At 43.3% G+C, this 18,079-nt stretch carries 21 protein-coding genes; 14 read left to right on the forward strand and 7 right to left on the reverse strand.

All coding sequences use genetic code 11. From position 1 onward, the window contains the following. Positions 1–148: 148 nt before the first annotated feature. On the forward strand, positions 149–715 hold the full coding sequence (locus AXX12_RS04335) for an HD domain-containing protein (RefSeq protein WP_066238663.1): 567 nt from the start codon (positions 149–151) through the stop codon (positions 713–715). A gap of 363 nt (positions 716–1,078) precedes the next feature. Beyond that, complete coding sequence (locus tag AXX12_RS04340) at positions 1,079–1,534, forward strand: sigma-70 family RNA polymerase sigma factor (RefSeq protein ID WP_231881792.1); 456 nt, start codon at positions 1,079–1,081, stop codon at positions 1,532–1,534. Positions 1,535–1,547: 13 nt separating this feature from the next. Here the strand turns inward: AXX12_RS04340 and AXX12_RS04345 are convergent, their stop codons facing one another. The 3 genes from AXX12_RS04345 to AXX12_RS04355 form a co-directional block, all read right to left on the reverse strand. Further along, a complete protein-coding gene (locus tag AXX12_RS04345) occupies positions 1,548–3,104 on the reverse strand; it encodes a recombinase family protein (RefSeq protein ID WP_066238666.1) in 1,557 nt (518 codons plus the stop codon). A gap of 172 nt (positions 3,105–3,276) precedes the next feature. Beyond that, positions 3,277–3,960 (reverse strand): hypothetical protein, encoded by a 684-nt coding sequence (locus tag AXX12_RS04350; protein WP_066238669.1) that lies wholly within the window; start codon positions 3,958–3,960, stop codon positions 3,277–3,279. Between the two features lie 306 nt (positions 3,961–4,266). Beyond that, positions 4,267–4,602 carry a hypothetical protein gene (locus tag AXX12_RS04355; RefSeq protein WP_066238671.1) on the reverse strand — a complete coding sequence of 112 codons (336 nt, stop codon included), beginning with the start codon at positions 4,600–4,602 and terminating at the stop codon, positions 4,267–4,269. 156 nt (positions 4,603–4,758) lie between these two features. On the opposite strand from AXX12_RS04355, the gene AXX12_RS04360 reads away from it, so the two are divergent. The 4 genes from AXX12_RS04360 to AXX12_RS04375 all read left to right on the forward strand — a co-directional run bounded on the left by AXX12_RS04360 (position 4,759) and on the right by AXX12_RS04375 (position 7,290). Beyond that, positions 4,759–5,079, forward strand: coding sequence for a nucleoside triphosphate pyrophosphohydrolase (locus AXX12_RS04360; protein WP_066238676.1), 321 nt, complete (start codon positions 4,759–4,761; stop codon positions 5,077–5,079). A gap of 31 nt (positions 5,080–5,110) precedes the next feature. Further along, positions 5,111–5,371, forward strand: a complete 261-nt coding sequence (locus AXX12_RS04365; RefSeq protein ID WP_066238678.1) for a hypothetical protein — start codon at positions 5,111–5,113, stop codon at positions 5,369–5,371. Positions 5,372–5,432: 61 nt separating this feature from the next. Next, positions 5,433–5,810, forward strand: a complete 378-nt coding sequence (locus tag AXX12_RS04370; RefSeq protein ID WP_066238681.1) for a PH domain-containing protein — start codon at positions 5,433–5,435, stop codon at positions 5,808–5,810. 91 nt (positions 5,811–5,901) lie between these two features. Then, positions 5,902–7,290 carry an RNA-guided endonuclease TnpB family protein gene (locus AXX12_RS04375; protein WP_066238684.1) on the forward strand — a complete coding sequence of 463 codons (1,389 nt, stop codon included), beginning with the start codon at positions 5,902–5,904 and terminating at the stop codon, positions 7,288–7,290. 881 nt (positions 7,291–8,171) lie between these two features. Here AXX12_RS04375 and AXX12_RS04380 read toward each other — a convergent pair. Beyond that, the gene (locus tag AXX12_RS04380) at positions 8,172–8,990 is read right to left on the reverse strand and encodes a helix-turn-helix domain-containing protein (RefSeq protein WP_066238687.1); all 819 of its coding nucleotides are present in this window, start codon (positions 8,988–8,990) and stop codon (positions 8,172–8,174) included. Positions 8,991–9,305: 315 nt separating this feature from the next. On the opposite strand from AXX12_RS04380, the gene AXX12_RS04385 reads away from it, so the two are divergent. The 4 genes from AXX12_RS04385 to AXX12_RS04400 all read left to right on the forward strand — a co-directional run bounded on the left by AXX12_RS04385 (position 9,306) and on the right by AXX12_RS04400 (position 12,339). After that, the gene (locus tag AXX12_RS04385; RefSeq protein ID WP_066238690.1) at positions 9,306–9,683 is read left to right on the forward strand and encodes a PH domain-containing protein; all 378 of its coding nucleotides are present in this window, start codon (positions 9,306–9,308) and stop codon (positions 9,681–9,683) included. A 142-nt stretch (positions 9,684–9,825) separates the two neighbouring features. Continuing rightward, a complete protein-coding gene (locus AXX12_RS04390; RefSeq protein WP_066238693.1) occupies positions 9,826–10,302 on the forward strand; it encodes a YbaK/EbsC family protein in 477 nt (158 codons plus the stop codon). 337 nt (positions 10,303–10,639) lie between these two features. Continuing rightward, positions 10,640–10,900, forward strand: coding sequence for a hypothetical protein (locus AXX12_RS04395; protein WP_156478583.1), 261 nt, complete (start codon positions 10,640–10,642; stop codon positions 10,898–10,900). A 1,235-nt stretch (positions 10,901–12,135) separates the two neighbouring features. Continuing rightward, positions 12,136–12,339 carry a phage replisome organizer N-terminal domain-containing protein gene (locus AXX12_RS04400; protein WP_066238696.1) on the forward strand — a complete coding sequence of 68 codons (204 nt, stop codon included), beginning with the start codon at positions 12,136–12,138 and terminating at the stop codon, positions 12,337–12,339. Positions 12,340–12,657: 318 nt separating this feature from the next. Here AXX12_RS04400 and AXX12_RS04405 read toward each other — a convergent pair whose 3' ends face one another. From AXX12_RS04405 to AXX12_RS19975, 3 genes are all read right to left on the reverse strand, one after another. After that, positions 12,658–12,852, reverse strand: coding sequence for a hypothetical protein (locus AXX12_RS04405; RefSeq protein WP_066238699.1), 195 nt, complete (start codon positions 12,850–12,852; stop codon positions 12,658–12,660). A gap of 6 nt (positions 12,853–12,858) precedes the next feature. Then, positions 12,859–13,035 carry a hypothetical protein gene (locus AXX12_RS19175; protein WP_156478584.1) on the reverse strand — a complete coding sequence of 59 codons (177 nt, stop codon included), beginning with the start codon at positions 13,033–13,035 and terminating at the stop codon, positions 12,859–12,861. A gap of 304 nt (positions 13,036–13,339) precedes the next feature. After that, positions 13,340–13,471 carry a hypothetical protein gene (locus tag AXX12_RS19975; RefSeq protein WP_269448385.1) on the reverse strand — a complete coding sequence of 44 codons (132 nt, stop codon included), beginning with the start codon at positions 13,469–13,471 and terminating at the stop codon, positions 13,340–13,342. Positions 13,472–13,583: 112 nt separating this feature from the next. Here AXX12_RS19975 and AXX12_RS04410 point away from each other — a divergent pair, with 112 nt between their 5' ends. The 4 genes from AXX12_RS04410 (at position 13,584) to AXX12_RS04420 (ending at position 17,888) form a co-directional block, all read left to right on the forward strand. Next, positions 13,584–13,994, forward strand: a complete 411-nt coding sequence (locus AXX12_RS04410; RefSeq protein ID WP_066238702.1) for an ASCH domain-containing protein — start codon at positions 13,584–13,586, stop codon at positions 13,992–13,994. A 656-nt stretch (positions 13,995–14,650) separates the two neighbouring features. Continuing rightward, on the forward strand, positions 14,651–14,824 hold the full coding sequence (locus AXX12_RS20100) for a Spo0E family sporulation regulatory protein-aspartic acid phosphatase (protein ID WP_082816710.1): 174 nt from the start codon (positions 14,651–14,653) through the stop codon (positions 14,822–14,824). 1,975 nt (positions 14,825–16,799) lie between these two features. Beyond that, the gene (locus AXX12_RS19180) at positions 16,800–16,949 is read left to right on the forward strand and encodes a hypothetical protein (protein WP_156478585.1); all 150 of its coding nucleotides are present in this window, start codon (positions 16,800–16,802) and stop codon (positions 16,947–16,949) included. Between the two features lie 354 nt (positions 16,950–17,303). Further along, on the forward strand, positions 17,304–17,888 hold the full coding sequence (locus AXX12_RS04420) for a superoxide dismutase (protein ID WP_461781726.1): 585 nt from the start codon (positions 17,304–17,306) through the stop codon (positions 17,886–17,888). Positions 17,889–18,079 lie beyond the last annotated feature (191 nt).

Below are 18,079 nucleotides of genomic sequence, written 5' to 3' on the forward strand. Positions count from 1 at the left end.
CACCGCGTACATAAAGGTACGCAAGCAAGCAAACGTAGTCGTGATTGCGCAACTCTTGGCGCTTTAGCGCCTTAGCGTTGGCGGCATACCCCTTGCGGGTGCAACGCAGATGGACTTTTGCAACGGTCTCCAAGAAGGGAGATCAAAAATGGTAAACGACAGAGCTTATGCTTGGCAAGTATTAAAGCAGCACGTAACCAGCGATGTCCTGCTGCGTCATTGTTTAGCGGTTGAAGTCGCCATGCGTGCCTATGGCGCAAAATTCGGCCAAGATCAGGAGTATTGGGGCGCGGTTGGCCTATTGCATGATGTAGACTTTGACAAATTTCCCAATGACCATCCGAATCATGCCCGTGATCTATTGAGCCAAGCCGGCTATAGCAGCCAATTCATTACCGATGTAGAGTCCCATGCCCGCAATTGGGAAACAGAAAGAACGCTGTTGCAGAAAACCTTATTGGCTCTTGACGAATTGACAGGATTTATCATTGCCTGCGCTTTGGTTCGCCCTGATCGCAGCCTCGCGAATCTCGAAGTTAAATCTGTGGTCAAAAAAATGAAAGATAAAGCCTTTGCCCGCGCTGTCAACCGTGACACATTAACTGAAGGCGCTGCGTCAATGGGCGTCGATATGAAAGACCACATCGAATTCGTCACCCGTGCCTTGGCAGAAGCGGTAAACAAGCCCGAATATCAAGAAGTACCGTTATTATAAAACGAAGAGCGACCGATCAACTGATCTGTCGCTCTTACTCCGTGCCCTTAGGCAATTTGTATTTTATTCCTCGTAACCCTCTGCGAACTCTGCGTACTCCGCGGTTAGCGTACCCCTTATCCTACAGCCGTTGAATAAATCGATCCCACAGCATATATATAATTACCAGCGTTGCGGCAAACAGAATGCCGATATCACCAAGATATTGTTCCAAAATTTCGTCACTCCCATTGTTATCCCTCTGTTGCGATTATACGTCATGCTTGACGGAGACGCAAGCAGAGGGAAACTTTTTTCATTGACAAACACGCGAAAGCGAGAGCCAACATATAATGAACCAATGGATTTGCCGGAGGTGATTGTTTGCTTTCTTTTTTTGCTGTATTGTCTGTATTTGCTGCTAAATGTATTCAAATGTTGGTTGCCTATGTCAGCAACAATGCGTTCCCTATGCCGCTTTCGGAAAAAGAAGAACAAATTTATTTGGATCGACTACAAAATGGCGACGAGCAGGCTAAGGCGGTGCTCGTAGAACGCAATCTTCGTCTGGTAGCGCACATCGTGAAAAAATTTGACAACTCCGGCGAGGAGATGGATGACCTCATCTCGATTGGGACAATAGGCTTAATTAAAGCAATCAACACCTTTGATCAAAACAAAAAAACGCGTTTGGCGACCTATGCCGCCCGCTGTATTGAAAATGAAATTTTGATGTATTTCCGTAGTACTCGCCGCATCCGGGCTGAAGTCAGTCTCTATGATCCGATAGGGGTCGATAAGGAAGGAAACGAGTTCCCTTCATCGGTTTATCTGTTTTAACCCGCCAGCCCAGTCACTGCGGCAGTTTCGGGTGCAAAACAAGAGCGAATTCTTCACCCTTCTGATCTGGCTCTTTTCGATAATCAGCATACTCTAACACGGATTTAAGCAATTCATTTTTTCGCGCCGGGTCAGTTAGTTTGGGGTAGATCGTTAATAGCTGCTTAACTTTCGGTATAATCTCCTTACGCGCTTTTTCCCGCTTGATTTCACCTGCCAAGGTAGATTCTATCTCCGTTATAGCTTGCCCTGCCTCAGCGAGTCTCTCAGAGAGTTTTCGGGAGCGTTCAAGGTATGTTTCCTCATCGTAAATGCGCTTTTCCAACAGTTCATGCAAACGCTCTTTTTGCTGCTCCAGGTCAATAACTTCCTTTCGCATATTGCGAAGGGCTTTTTCTTTTATACTGATGAGATTACCTTTTTCACTCGGCGGGCGTCTCATTTGTTCGCTATACTCTGCCAGCCAGTCGGACAGGACTTCGAGCAGCCTGGTTTCGACGAATTCAAAACGGGTGCTCTTATTGCGGCAGTGGGGGTTATAACACATTAAATGCGCCCGCTGCTTCGTGTATGGCCGGTAGATAATAGAGGCGCCACACATATCGCATTTTATCAACCCGGCTAGCGGATTGGTCATGCCGTTAATCAGTTGATAGGGTGGATGATACTTCATGCCGATCATATCTTGAACTTCACGGTATTCTTCTTCAGTAACATACGCTTCATGCGTGTTGTAGATCCAAATTTGCTCTTCACGCGGCCGAGTACGGGTGTCTCGTCTCTTATCTGGTGATGCGGATTTTTTCTGCTCGGTCTTGCGCCAGGCCGTTATGCCAGCGTAGACAGGGTTCTTGAGAATAAAGAGAATGGAAGAGGCGTTCCATAGCTTGCCGGTATACGATCGGTAGCCGAGCCGATTTAACTCATTGGCAATTTTATTGGTGCCTATTCCAGCCGTGCGATATAGCTTCCAGATCAACTCGGTGGGAGTCGTCTGTTCCGGGTTCTTAATTAGATAACGCTTGCGGTTATTCTGTTCGATCTGATAGCCATAGGGAGGGAGAGTGCCCAGATAGTTCCCGTCCTCAACAGAGCGCAACCGACCGCCCTGCAAACGGCGGGTGATGATCTTCAATTCTTTGCGTGCCATGAACGCTTCAAATTCCGTGTATTCTTCATCGAATTCATCATTGAGATCATAGACTTTACGAGGGGTCACAATCAAGGTCTTAGCTTGCTTGAACGTCCGGAGTATAAGTCCCTGATCCTCCATGTCACCACGGCCTAGGCGGTCAATCTCCATGCAGAACACAGACTTCCATTTGCCTTCGCCGACTTCTTTAAGTAGCTGCAGCATTTCCGGCCGGTGGATTATGCTTTCCCCAGATACAACCTCTTCGAACACTTTAGTTATATTTACTCCGTAGTCTTTAGTAAGTCGGAAAAGAGCATTCTTATGTTTAGCCAGCGTTTCGCCTTCTCCTCTCGCTTCGGATTCCTGGTCCTCACGAGACTTGCGGAGATAGAAGCAGGCCGGTTCCAGATTTTTTGTGTCATACCGCTTGTTCAAGTTTCCACCTCGCTACTGATACTTACACAGTCCTATAAATATTGTGTTATATGTAGAGTAGTTTGGCAAGGGGAAAAGGGATCTTCTTATTTAATTGGTTCCATTATCTCTTCCATGCAGAAAGACACCAGACTTTCTCTGGTGCCTTTCTTAAACAGATAAAGAGCTTTGCCTATTTTACCGGATTAACTTCCGCTTTCGGCTGTAGTTCTGGTTGTTCCACTTTTGTCTGTGCTTCTGGTTGTTCTACTTTCTTAGGCTTAATAGGACTGATCACGACTTCTTTATTAAATGTTTCTATACACTTTTCTGTAGCTTTCGCAAATGCGTTTACAGAACTAGGCATACCAATAGCAGCAGAACTTTTTCCATGACCCATAATGTTCTGCCTGTATATATATTGCCCGGTTGAAACATCGACAACCTTAGCCTGCATATCTACATCTATGTTGTAGCTTGCTGCCCAAAAGTCGACACCTGCTCTTCCGTGACCCATGCCGAATAAAAGCATTACGACATAATCGTAATTACGTTTTTCACCGAACTTAGCAAGTTGCGATTTTTTGATTTGCTTTATGTCTTCGACATCTTCGTCCTCAGTAAAAACTAAAATGTCTTGGGCTAACTTACTATCTGTAATTAAGTTATATTGAGAGCTGGGGAATTTTACCGCGAGTTTTTCCTGAACAAGTTTCATTGCCTTTTCATTGCTCCGGATTGCACCTTCTCCTCCGAGGATAACAGCGATTGTCGGCTTTTCTACTTGCTGTAAAACGCTAGGAACAAACTCCGCATGTGCTGGGATGCTAAAAAATGAGATCAGGACAAAGAACAAAGCGGGTAATAAGGCTTTCATGAATACACACTCCTTAAAAATCTGTTTTGAAAGTTTACTATGTATGATTATTTCTTCAGTTAGTCCTAATGACCTGCCTAATAAACCAACTTATTGAAACATTATTACAATATTATACAGGTAAAGCGATGGCGGAGGAACTGCGGGCTCTTGTTGGAAAGTTCAAGGTGTAGAGAGTTATACCGTTTTGGCCCAAAAATTTCTAATATCAGAATAATCCTTTATAAAGACGACCGACCTCGCTGAGGTCGGTCGTCTTTATTGTAACCATCAAACAAATGGAATGAGAGCTAAGGTGCAAGTGGATCAATGGGGGCCTTTATCGCTAGCGCCTGGTTGAATGGCTGCTTCCTTAATTGTCTGCAGTTCGTTATCAATCTTCTGCATCAGCATCTCTCTCTCGACTGTCTCCAGTTGTTCGGCCGTCCGTTTCAACTCTAAATTAGACCTCTGATCCAATGATTCTTTGAATTTCTCAATGTGTTGATTGATTACTTCGGACTGATGCTGCTCATTAGGAGTTAGGGGAACTCCCTGCTTGTTTTCTTCCTCATTTGTATCTTGTGTTTTTAAAGCTTGCCTAACTGTATTCTGTCTACCTAGAATACCCAAAAGTGAACTATTTTCTTTGTCTCTTGGCATCCTAATCCCTCCAACTACGGTTATTCAGATATACCATATTATGTGATAGACCGGGATGAATCATGCAATCGGAAGTGATGGAGTAACACGCGGCAACAGGAAATCAGACTTGCCATAGAGAAAGACTACTGGATGGCTGCAAAGGGGTAATATGCAATGAGTGATACGATTTATAACAAATTAGTACGTGATAAAATACTGGATATCATTTCAGCCTCGGGCAAGCAATATACCTTCCACATTGCAGAAGAAAAAGAGTATGTTGCTAAGCTAAGAGAAAAAGTTGCTGAAGAGCTAGAAGAGTTTTCGCATACTCCGAATCTGGAGGAGGCAGCGGATATTCTAGAGGTTTTGTATGCGATTTTCAAACATCATAACCTTGCCATTGAGGACGTAGAACGAATCCGGCTTGCGAAAGTAATAGAGCGTGGAGGCTTTGCAGATAAGGTTATTCTTGAAAAAGTAATAAAAGAATAGCTGGCAGTCTTGGTAATGGGGGAGTTATCACATGCTTTCACTTTTCTTCGAGTATCCAATTGTTACTGGGATATCATTTGTATTGGCATTGATCCTTGCGTCAGTTGTAGGGGATGTTGACTCTAAACTTGGCGAAATTCTTGGTATGAATATGGTATTCCCTATTGTGGTATTTTGCTTTATGGCGGTTTTGGAGGCTATATTTTTCGTCGTCAAAGCATTTCAAACGGGCGAAGTTAAAAAGAGAAAGAACCGGGCGAGAGCCTTTAAAGCTCGGAATAGTAAAGATTGATTTTTAAAGGATATCGACAATAAATACGAATACAACCAAAAAAAATGACGGAGGTAATACAATGGGATTACTAGATAACCTGTTAGGCAATGCGTCTGAGGTGAATATCTCAGAAATTCAGTCTGAGTATGAACAAATACTTGCTGCCAACGAAAGAATAGAAAAAGCATACCGGCTAACCCGTGATATGTACATTTTTACTGACAAGCGGCTAATACTGGTTGATAAGCAAGGGATGACCGGTAAGAAAGTGGAGTACCATTCCATACCTTACAGAAGCATAACTCACTTTTCTATTGAGACAGCCGGGAACTTTGATTTAGATGCTGAATTGAAGATATGGGTATCCGGATCTTCAACTCCCATTGAAAGAAAGTTTAATAAGAGCCTTAATATCTATCAGTTACAGAGCGTATTAGCTCAATATGTATTGAAATAGAGATCAGGTGCCGTTAGAATGATGTTTTAAAGTGAGCCAGCGGCTATAGTGAAAAGTGTATTGTAGTTAGATATGGCAGGAGTGAGATTTCGTGCCAATTAAAGCTTTGCGCGTTCAAATCATTAAGCCGTTTAATACTGATTATGACTCTCAACCAATCACTTGGGATGAATTAGGGCGAACGCTGAGAGATCTTAGATATGCTGCTAGTAAAATGGCCAACTATGTTATTCAACAAAACTATATGTGGGAGTTTTTCCGGCAGCAGTATAAGCAGGAGCACGGTAGTTACCCAAGTGTAAGCGAACATAAAGATAAATTGTATTGCTATCCCAGGTTAACGGCAATGTTTCCTTTAGCGGCAGGGCAAATGGTTAATCAAATTGAGCGACATGCCAAAACGGTTTGGAGTGCACGTAAATCTGAAGTATTGAAGCTGCATCAGTCAGTTCCGTCTTTTAAGCTGAACTTTCCTATTATTGTTCATCACGATAGTTACAGAATAAGCGAAGTTCCAGAAGACGGTAAAAGCAGTACTCATGTTTTTTTGCTTCAAGCTAATCTATTGTCACGAGAAGCAGCAACTCGAACAAGATATTCCTTTTTAATAAATGCTGGTGAAAAATCAAAACAGACCATAGTTGAGCGAATTATTTCTGGCGAATACCGACAAGGTGCACTTCAGATTGTTGGTGATAGAAAGAATAAATGGTATTGCATAATACCTTACGAGTTTAAAACTGAAGAGAATAATACACTAGATCCACAGTGTATTATGGGGATTGACCTCGGAATTAGCAAAGCCGTTTATTGGGCAATTATTGGCTCGCACAAGCGAGGCTGGATAGATGGACATGAAATTGAGGAATTCAGGCGACGCGTACAAGCACGGCGTAAGAGTATTCAAGAGCAAGGCAAGTATTGTGGGGATGGCCGTATTGGTCATGGTCGCAAACGAAGATTATTGCCTATAGAGGTCTTAGAAAATAGGGAATCTAATTTCAAAAATACAACAAACCATCGTTATTCTCGTTTTATCATTGAGGCCGCTATAAAAAATCAATGCGGTGTTATTCAGATGGAAGACCTAAGCGGTATCAATGAGCGTAGTACTTTTTTAAGGAACTGGACCTATTATGACCTACAGATGAAGATAAAAGCAAAGGCCGAAGAAGTCGGTATTGAAGTGCGGATCGTCAATCCTCAATACACTTCTCAACGTTGTAGTCAGTGCGGTCATATTGATCGTGATAATCGTTCCAATCAAGCAACCTTTGTATGCACACACTGTGGTTATGGGGGATTATATCATTGCTTTGCTTGCGGTAAATCTCAAGTAGAAGCAGGTGTATGCCATTTATGTGGCGGCGAAACTAAAATCATGAAGATAAACGCAGATTATAATGCCGCAAGAAATTTAGCTATTTGTGGAATTGACCAGATTATAGTACAAACTTTAGAGGGGGAAGGGGTTAGGTAAAGAAAAACACAATGCGAACCATAAGCAGACACGAAAATGCTAGCAGGTTCGCACACATAATTTTTAGGGCGACTTGGCGTCCTTAAAGCGAGAAGTTCCTTGATTTTCATTGATTGGAAACGCTCGCTAACTTCTTTATTATAAAGAAGGCCCCTGTCGGAATGACAGGCAATTTACGGATGCATGTGGTGGTTAGCGATTTTGAAAATTTGATATTACGTATTACGATGTATTTTTTGACGGCCGTCGCAGCCCGCACGTATGCTTTAGATTGTAGCTCCGGGAGATTGCCAGCTTCATATAGCCAGTCTGGTCGCAGCCCGCACGCATGCGTAAATTGAAGCGCTATGTCAGTACGGTAGCCCAGGTCGTCGGTCGTCGCATCCCGCACGCATGCGTAGATTGAAGCCTTGGGAAGATTATAGTTTCATAATCCTATGGACGTCGCATCCCGCACGCATGCGTAGAGTGAAGCAAGTATTTTACATATCATAGAGTGTTTGGTTGGCTCAGCGCGCGCATGATGATGTTTACGACAAAAAAACACGATTCATATTGCTGTGAATCGTGTTTTTCATTTTTTATTTAGAAGCTGCTTCATCATCCCTAACAATGCACTAAACTGCTTGGACTAATTCCATTGGCAATAACCTCAATAACGGCGTTTTCCACTTTTGGTTGATTAGTTTCTGTAGTGATAAGCAGCCGCTATAGTCGCTCAAAACTGGCGTACCATCTCGGATAAGGCCGGTCATAACTCCAAAACAGCATGCTTCTCAGAAAAAGGAATATCAGCATATTCAGGATTGGCCGACCGGTAATTTTTGTCCTTGATGGATGTGCAGAGGGCTGATTAGTAGCAGGAGTCCTCATTGCGAATATCAGCTTCCTAAGTAAGCGTCTACGTCTTTCTTCTTAATCCTAACGCTGTTGCCAATAGTAGTGCTTTTGATTGCGCCAGTTTTTAATAAATCGTCTACTGCCGTCCGATCAATTTGCAGGTACTCGGCGAGTTGTTCAACCGTCATGATCTCAGGGAAAGCTTTAGCAGTCTGTATGGCATTATCTGCAGCCTTTTTGGCGGTTTGTTCACGAACCTGCGAAACAGTCATCGTGTTTTGACTGGCGACTACTTGCTCTAATTCTTCCTTGGTCCCACCTAAATCGGTATCAGTGGAGACGATAACCTGGAATGGGGTGCTTGCGGGTATCTTTTGATTGCTGCCCTGGATAAATCCAGCAAAGACGGAGACAAGAAGAAATGAAGGTACAACCCATCCGCTTTTACTTCCACCGGATTCATTCATTTTAAAAGTTGCCGGGACTTCGACGTTGTTAATTGCTTTAATATGTTTGGCTTGAAACTCGACGGCGCCGCCAGATCCAAAGCCACCAGCCTTCTTAACTTTAGTTACAACACCTTCTCCCATAGATCCGCGAGGGATGACGGTAAGGTTATTCACGATAATGTTGTCAGACGTTTTGAACAAAATTCTCTCACCTGTTTTGGTTTTTCCTGAGTCCATCGGAGTAATAAGTTCGCAATTGACTACTGTGCCAGCGGGTATGTACATATACCCAGCGATGCGATTAGATACCGTTGGCTTACCGGGCATTTCGTTAGGATCGGCCGCGTAAACGGGAATCTGAGAAAATAGGAACATGATCACGAGTGCGCAAGAAAGAGCTTTTTTAAACAAAGTAATCGCCTCCATTAATTTATCTTGGATGATTAATCCCGATAGTGGAATAAGAAAAATTCATATTCGACAAAAAACAACAACACGGCTCACTGCATAGTGACCGTGTTGTATTAATTGATATAGGTATATTGATAGCTCTGGCGGCATTTTATCACCTTCAGAAAAATAACTAGTATGACTATTTCTTCAGTTAAGCTAAAACTCCTGCATAATGGTAATAATTGTTTAGATATTATGGCAATAATGGGAGAAAAGGGAATTGGAGTATGTTGGCGAATTGAAGAGTTACAATACAATGGTGGAGGTAATACAATGGGGTTGCTAGATAGCCTGTTAGGCAATGCGTCTGAGGTAAATATCTCAGAGATTCAGTCAGAGTATGAGCAAATACTTGCAGCCAATGAAAGAATAGAAAAAGCATATCGGCTTACCCGTGACATGTACATATTTACTGACAAGAGGCTGATACTAGTTGATAAGCAAGGGATGACCGGAAAGAAAGTCGAGTACCACTCCATACCTTACAGAAGTATAACTCACTTTTCTATTGAGACCGCCGGAAACTTTGACCTTGATGCTGAGTTGAAGATCTGGGTATCCGGAGCTTCAATTCCAATTGAAAGAAAGTTTAATAAGAGCCTAAACATCTATCACTTGCAGAGTGTATTAGCTCAATATGTATTGAAATAGAGATCCGGGGCCATAAGAATGATGCTCTAAAGTGAGCCAGCGGCTAAAGTTATATTTCACCATTTTGTGCCGCCTACAAAATAAAAGAAGACCCGCAGGAAACCTTTCTCGTTTACCCGTGGAGTCCAAGGAGAATATAGAAATGGCAATTGACGCAGTAAAAGATTATTTTTCACAGTATGGTAGAGCGAATGATGTTATGGAGTTTGATGTCTCGAGCGCAACAGTAGAGCTTGCAGCACAGGCGTTGCAGGTTATTCCGGCCCGCATTGCAAAGACACTTTCCTTTAAGAATGATCATGGGTGCATTTTAGTTGTGACTGCTGGCGATGCAAAAGTTGATAATAGAAAATTTAAGGATCAGTTTGGACTTAAAGCAAAAATGTTGGCCTCAGATGAGGTCCTTGAATTCACCGGTCATGCAGTAGGCGGTGTTTGTCCTTTCGCTATTAAGAATTCTGAGGTAATGACGTATGTTGACGTTTCGATAAAACGCTTTGATACTGTTTTTCCAGCCTGTGGTAGTAGTAATTCGGCGATAGAGTTAACTTGCGATGAATTATATCAATATTCACAAGGATTAATGTGGGTAGATGTCTGCAAAGATTGGGTGGATTAGTGAAAAGTGTATTGTAGTTAAATACGACGTGCAAAAAAGAGCTATTATCCTTTAGCGGACAATAGTTCTTTTTTATTTGTCTGACAGGAATATCTCATGAGAGCCCAAGTTGTCAAAGAAGGAACGTCCGCGAACGACACAAGAAAAAAGAAAGCGGCTAAGCCACTAAAGGCATAAGTCAATACCTGCTGTTGTGTCAGACCTTTGTTGTTTCTCAGTTTAGCTAATCTAACCGCATAATTTCGACGAAAGGAAGAGTTTTCCTGTATGAATTGTCAAAGAAAGAAGGTGAAACAAGTTGGCAGTTTCCAGGGCAGTCCACACGGATTCCTCGCATATGATGCACCGAGGTGATCGTGTGGAACAGAACTATGCCGCTACATATAAATTGGGCAAAACCACTGTTAATGTCGTAGCTCCTCCGCCTATGACTGAGGAGCAAAAAGAGCAAGTCCTCTGCGGTTGGCGTCGGGCTTTCTGGGCTGCCTGGGACTCACTGTCTGATGAAGATAAACTCGCACTAAATGCAGAGGCAGAGGTTGAAGAAAAAAGTAGAGCTGCCTCAAAGAGAGGAGGGGGAACTGAAAGAAATGATTGAGATTATCTAGCGGCCCTGGTCATTGTAGTGATCAATGGTTACCTTTGGATACATAATTTTGAGCAGGGCGGCAACCAAGTCATTTATGTGCCGACAGAGGCTGGTCTTCCGATCTTAGAAGCTGGTAAACGAACTGAACCCAAACAATAAAAAGGCCGCATGTAGCGGCGGAAGGGAGAGTCCATGAAAACGATTGAGAGCATTTGCTATTATACCGGCCTAGTACTAGCATTCGTCACCGGCGGGTCAATCGGCTACATAGCGGCGGTATTGGTATGACTATGGCCCAAAAAGGAAAAGGCCGCTGCGTCAACAGCGACCCAATCCGCTATACCATGGTATCTACGTAATTAGTATATCCCATGTAAGCTTGTATATACAAACTGAATTTGGCTAAAGGAGGATTTGCATGACCTGCGGAACTTGCCAAAACTTCATTGAGAACACTCGCATGAAAGGTTATACCAAGTGTCCTGTGCTAGGTGTGCATCGTATAACCAGTCAAGAAGCCTGCAAAACATCCTACCGGCCTAAAACCATACAACGATGCGGGACATGCCATCATTTAGGCCGTTCGGAACCTTCTGCCTATAGCGCATTCGACCAGCAGCAAAGAGGAAGCTGGCATGCACAAGGTTGTACCAGAACGGCGGGCCTGCGCTGACTACCAAGTAGCGCAATAATCTGTAGCTGCCCCGCACGCGACAACTCATACGGACGGCGGCTCGGGTGATAGTCGAGCATCGTAGCTTTGGCGGCGGGGCGGTGCAGTATATGGAACCTCGACTATTCGTATGCATGAGGTGGTCACAATTACAGTTTAATATAAAAAACCCGGTCAGAACGACCGGGTAGAAAAAGGGGAGGTATACTCATTTGGGCTAGGAGTCAGGGGCGCATCATACGCGGAAAACAGAGAGGCATGCAGCTTACGCGTGGGTTACAGAACCTTCTTGGATTGCAAAAGCCTGGGAAGCAGGCCGGCATACATACACGCGGGTTGCAGAATGTCCTAGGGTTACAGAATCTTGGGGAACATTGTGGAGAACATCCTCTATCAGGATCGAAATACTGAGTACCGCTAAATTCATCCCAGTCTAGTAGCTCCGGGTCATCCCAATCTTTGTATGCTATGGTATTCACCTCCTGAATCTAGATTAAGGAAGTCTATACTACATAATATGTTTGCTAATTAAAATTGTGTCACGACAAGAACAGATATGCGGGGTGATGTGATGGAAATAAAGTGGATACAGCTAAAAACGGCATTCTTTGAAGACGACAAAACAGACTTTATTATGAACCTGCCAGAAGCAGATTCGATCATCGTTATTTGGATGAGGATACTGACATTAGCCGGGAAATGCAATGCCGGCGGGTTTATTTTACTAACGGAGAACATTCCTTACACCATGGAAATGCTGGCCCATAAGACTTGAAAGCCCACCGATCGCTCAACCAAGCGTTCCGCAGCCATCTGATGATCTGCCCAAATGCTGCCGGGAATGCCAAAACCTATCAGCAGACCTAGACTGCAGCCTTAGATTAGCCATACCCAAGAAGGATAGCTGTAAGAAGCAGAAGAGGAGGATAATTTGTTTCCCTGGGGGACTCTAATTTTGGTGGTAATGAGGGTGTGTTAGATTACTGACGGCAGTGTTTTGTAAAGCGACGGCAAGGGATTGACCGCCTTCGCGCCAGAACATAAAAAACCGCCTTTCGGCGGCTTAAGAGGAGGGAATTATTTTGAACAGGGATCAGTCGCGCTCAGGCGGTAGAAGATTTGTCTCAAAAGTAGAATCGTCTATGCCAAGTGCGTCCTCGATTTTATCAAACAAAGATTCTTCTTGCTTTCTTTTGCGATCTATATCACCTTGTGATGGATCTGATTTTTTCTCCTTGTATGTCTGAATGTCCCGATTTACCTCATTCGATATCTCTTGTTCCGACATTTGTAATCACCTTCCTTTGTTCAACGGAGCCGCCTCCGGTGAATGGTCAACAGCGTAGTAACCATACGACAAAGTCTCTAGTTCAAGTGTATCTTCGGATTTATCGAGCAAAGGCTTTGCTTGCTTCTTTTTGATATTTTGCGTGTCGTGACTAACTTCGTTTGCTAAATCTTGCTCAGACATTTAATCACCTTCCTTTTGCAAATGGAGCCGCCTCCAGGAAGTCGTGTCTAAACGATTCATCCCAGAATGACCCATATGTAGACGGGTGCGGCTCCAAATTTAGTTTACGTCGCAATTTGAATTTTATAGCTAGATTATATTGCCTGTTTTACCTAAAGAACGGATAAGAATGAAGCTAACTATGTAAAACACCCATCCTAAATCCAAAATCCCTAAGGCCTGTTCCATATCGCTGCAAGAGATTCGCGCTGGGAGGGAGCAGGGATGAAAAGCATAAAAATAGGTGGCAAGTGCCACCTAGCAATTAGTGTTTCTTCTTTTCGCGGACTATGTTCTGATCATGGGGTGACATGACGCCCTGATTGAGGGTGCCTTTTGAATCTTTGCTATTGTCATGCTGACGCTTATTAGATATATCTAATTTTTTACCGTCCATGAAACCACCTCCTTGTAAGTAGCATTTCCTCTTCATTGTCTCTTATGCTTAGAACAAATTTAGATATATGGATGAATAACTGAGGAAAAGAAAGAACCGAAGAAGGTATACCATGAAAGCCTTAACCATCATGCAGCCCTGGGCCTCGCTGATCGCGGTAGGGGTAAAGCAGATTGAAAATAGACCAACGTCGAGAGAGATGCAACAAATACGAGAAAGAAGGCTTATGGTGAATTTTGAAACCATCGGTCAAAACATTGGTAATTTAGTCGATCAAAAGCAAAAAGCCTATGGAGACGCTATTTCAGCGGTCGAAGGCTGTATTCGCGTTCTATATCCGGCGGGTATCCAACCAGAACAATACCGCGATCTATTACTCCAAGTTAGAATCCTGGATAAGCAATGCCGTATCGCCAGGGGCGACATGAAAGCATTCGGAGAGAACCCCTGGGGTGATGTCGCTGGTTACGGAATTTTAGGCGTAGGCCACGGAGGGATAGATAATGATCTGCATCATGGGTGAGAAAACCAACTGCACTCACAACGTGGCAATCGGCATTGAAATGGGATTGGTAAATGAAGTTTGTCAAAAAGATGTCACTTTCAAGGGGGTCTTGACATGATAAAATTGGTATAGTGGAAAAAAGGCCGTTCGGATGAGCGGTCTTTTCTGTTACCGATTTAACGTGAACATTAAAAAAATTAATCGCATATTATACAAAGGAATAAGTTTAATGGAGGTTTAAGAATGTCAGATTTCTGTTGTGAGCATAAACACCATCACTGCTGTCCTAAATGTCATCACGAATTCCATCACAAGTGCCCGAAATGCCACCATGAATGCGAGAAAGACTGTCATAAATGTGAAAAGTGTGACCACCATTTTGACCACGATTGCGAGTGTCCTAAATGTCATCACAGGTTTGAATGGTAAGCGTAGATTTCATTTCGACTTAAGCGCCCTTTGGGGCGCTTTTCTAATACCAATTCACTCGCTGGCCGCATGTGCCAGCGGTACGAGCCGTTCCTAGGCGCGGGGCGCCTCTTTAATTTTACTTAAGAGTATCATTAGGCAGAGCGGTAACGATAAATTTTTACAAACTTATGATTATGGGGACATGGTTCTTGCTTTTTCGACATTCACGATGTGATAAACTGTAAAAGGTTTTGAGATAGGAGATGAATTGGAAGTTGAAACAGGTTGCAAGACTAATTATAAAGATCGAGGAGATACGGCAAAAGTTGCATTGCGTATCATCTTGTCATGGATATAGCGATCCAGAAGTTGTGTCGCTCAGTCAAGAACTCGACGAACTATTGAATCAGCATCGCAGAGTATGTTCAATTAAATAATCTGAGCCTTCGGGCTCTTTCTTTTTGCCTAAACCGCCTGGCCGCATGTGCCAACGGTACGAGCCGTTCCTGTACGTGGGGCGGCTCATTTATTTGAAGCAGTGTCTATAATTTTTAAATGTTGAGGGCTGGTATTAGGAATAAACAGCGCGCCGTCCCCAGTCTGATATGGCGTTTGTTACGCCACAGAGTAGTGTTATTGGTACTGTCATTTTTTTGTCATATCTACATGATATAGTATAAATAGTAAGAAGTGGAGGAATACCCAAGGAAGGTGATTAATATGGTTTCTAAAATAGAAATTGCACAACCCGTTTTCGATTACCGGAAGCATAATCTTCAGAAACCCAAGGCTGGTTTGAAGAAGAAGGAATCAACTTCATTCGCTAGTGTTTTAGAAAATACAATTAAATCCCGATCTACTGCGATTAATTTCGCTTCACCAGGATCAAAGTCTGTTCAGACTTCGGCGAGGCGCGATATCTAGTATGCCGACCAGTGATCACGCCACGATATATAGACACCCTCCTTGCATTGCCCTGGGGTTGGATACTTACTCGTAAATCCCATTAGAATACCTTTTGCCCGGCTTCGGCTGGTTTTTTTTATTATATCGTAACCGTTTTCTTTCATTCAACATACTATGAACTAGATATCTAGCTAGGAGGTGTGTTTTTATGGGTCGTGGCTTTGGAGGCTGCGGTTTTGGTAGAAATAGCAGTGGGATTATAATCGTCATTATAATCATACTTCTTTTTTTCTGCTTTGATGAGGATAGTTCGAGCTGTATTTAGTACCGGAGGATGATCCACACCGTCCATTCTTGATTATCTATAAGTACCTCCTTCATTAAAATGCCCTATGCCACCGGGGCATTTTAATTTTTGTTAGACCTTCTTTAGCCCTGGACGTTTGGCTGGGGCTTTTTTATTTTACATAATATAAAGGAAAGGCTTGATTGAGTATTGAATGTAATACATTAGTTAATACGGGGAGGATTATTATGACGTTTAAGCATGAATGCGGTGGCCATGCCCATACTAGCGGTGTTGGGCCGGTTCAAGGATGGAACCAGTGTATTTGTAGTAGGTGCGGAGAAATATTTTACAAATGGTTTACTGCAAAGATGCTAGAAATCCTGAAATAATAGCGTACCGCTAATCCCTCGGGGTGGGCGGTTTTTTGTATCAAAAAGATGGCAGTTTACATATGATAAACTAAAAAGCAACTTGGAGGCCGCGGGCGTGAATTATTTGTATTTGCCGAAGCCCTCTAAAAAATGCGTAAAATCCTATACTTCGATCTTAAGATTATATGAAGTTTCTTTCTTTAGGTTATGGAAGGTATGTCCATGGTGCGGTTGCGAATTTGATTATTACTACTGTTGTGGTGTATGTCCTTATTGTTACGATAATCCTAACACTGATAACAGTGACGATCCCCCTCAACCTGGCTTCGTGTTTTTTCCAGAACTCCTGCTTGAAACTTCTCCGCTCGCGCTTTTTCCGGAACTCGCGTTTTACCCATAGACAACTTTGTCGGTGAACTGAAGCCGCTCCTCTTGGGCGGCTTTTTTATTTTGCATTGTAACACTATTTTTCAATTAACCATATGATGTATTAGATAATTAAATAGGGGGTGTTTCTATGGGCCGTAATTTTGGCTTTGGAGGCTGTGGAAACGGATTTGGTAGTGGGATAATTATCATCATTATCATCATTCTTTTGCTTTTCAGCTTCGATAACGATTTTACGAGTGTATAAACCATTTCTCTAAGTAACCTAACCGCCCCGACATTGATTATCTATTACCTCCTGTTAAAATGCCCTAACACCAGGGGCATTTTAATTTTTGCACTAGAAAAACCTCACTCAGAGTACTTAGGATATCGACGCCGCTCACCCTTCGGGAGGCGGCTTTTTGTCACCTCACTACATTACAAAACATATTATGTAAAAGTAGGAGGTGTGGAATTGTGTCTGTGTCTGATGAAAATCGTGATGTTCTTAGCGCATTTAAAAAACGATTAGAAAGATTGGAAGATCAAATAGGAGAAATAGATAGAAATGTTAGCGAGATCCTCCGAATAGTTCGTAAACGGGAAGATGGGGGATTGATGCCTTAATAATTTACCCCTAGCCCTGCACATGCGGGGCTGTTTTAATGCATGAGAAAAGCCGCCTCACTTGGCGGCCTGGTTTCTTTTTAGCTTCGGCCCTGCACGACAGGCACAACTCCTGCCCGGCATAGGCTTTTTCGACCGGCGGCTGCAGGTTGATTGTCTTGCCGCATTTTGTTGCAAACGAATTTCATGATTGGCTCCTTTCCTGGTATGCCATCGTTAGCGGCGCTAATACTCTATCTGCACACTTTTCACACAAAAAAATGTGAGACGTTTTTGCAATTTTTGTGCGCAGCTACAGTAATATCCTTTTATTGATACCCGGCATAAGCTGTAATAGGAGAAAATAAGGAGGAATTGCCTGTGTACACTCCCCAAAACTATTCCAACCTGTTTGGTATGGACGGTTTTAGCGATAAACTTCTGGAAATGCATTTTACCCTGTACCAAGGTTATGTCAATAATACCAATATCCTGCTTGCGTTGCTGCGGGCCCTGCTGGACGCCAACAAAACCAGCGGTCCGGAGTATGCCGAACCCAAACGCCGCCTCGGCTGGGAATTCGACGGCATGCGCCTTCACGAATACTATTTCGGTAACCTTGGCGGCAATGGACGTATCAACCGTAAATGTCCGCTTTTTAAAAAAATCATAGCTAATTTCGGCAGCTACGATAAATGGGAGCAGGACTTCAAAGCCACTGGCATGATGCGCGGCATCGGCTGGTCGGTGCTTTACCAGGACATCAAAAACGGCCAATTGATCAACTTCTGGATCAACGAACACGATACCGGCCATCCCGCAGGCTGCAAACCCCTGCTCATCATGGATGTTTGGGAACATGCCTACATGCCCGACTATGACTTGAACCGAAATAATTACATTAAAGCCTTCTTTGCCAATATCAACTGGGATGTAGTCCAGGAGCGCTTGGAAGAGTAAAATAGGTGACAGTTGCAGGGGTTAGGTCAAGCATGTTGTCATCATCCTTCTATAGCAGAGTGAGCCGGTTTCCCGGCTCACTCTGCCTTTTCACGGGAACGTTTTCTGCTCTACGACGTTCCTTTTTGACATAATAACTACTAGGGTTCAACTCCACGCAACTGGTATGAAATGTTACGTTGCTACCACGC

Origin of the sequence: Anaerosporomusa subterranea, assembly GCF_001611555.1 — a bacterium.
GTDB classification, from domain to species: domain Bacteria; phylum Bacillota; class Negativicutes; order Sporomusales; family Acetonemataceae; genus Anaerosporomusa; species Anaerosporomusa subterranea.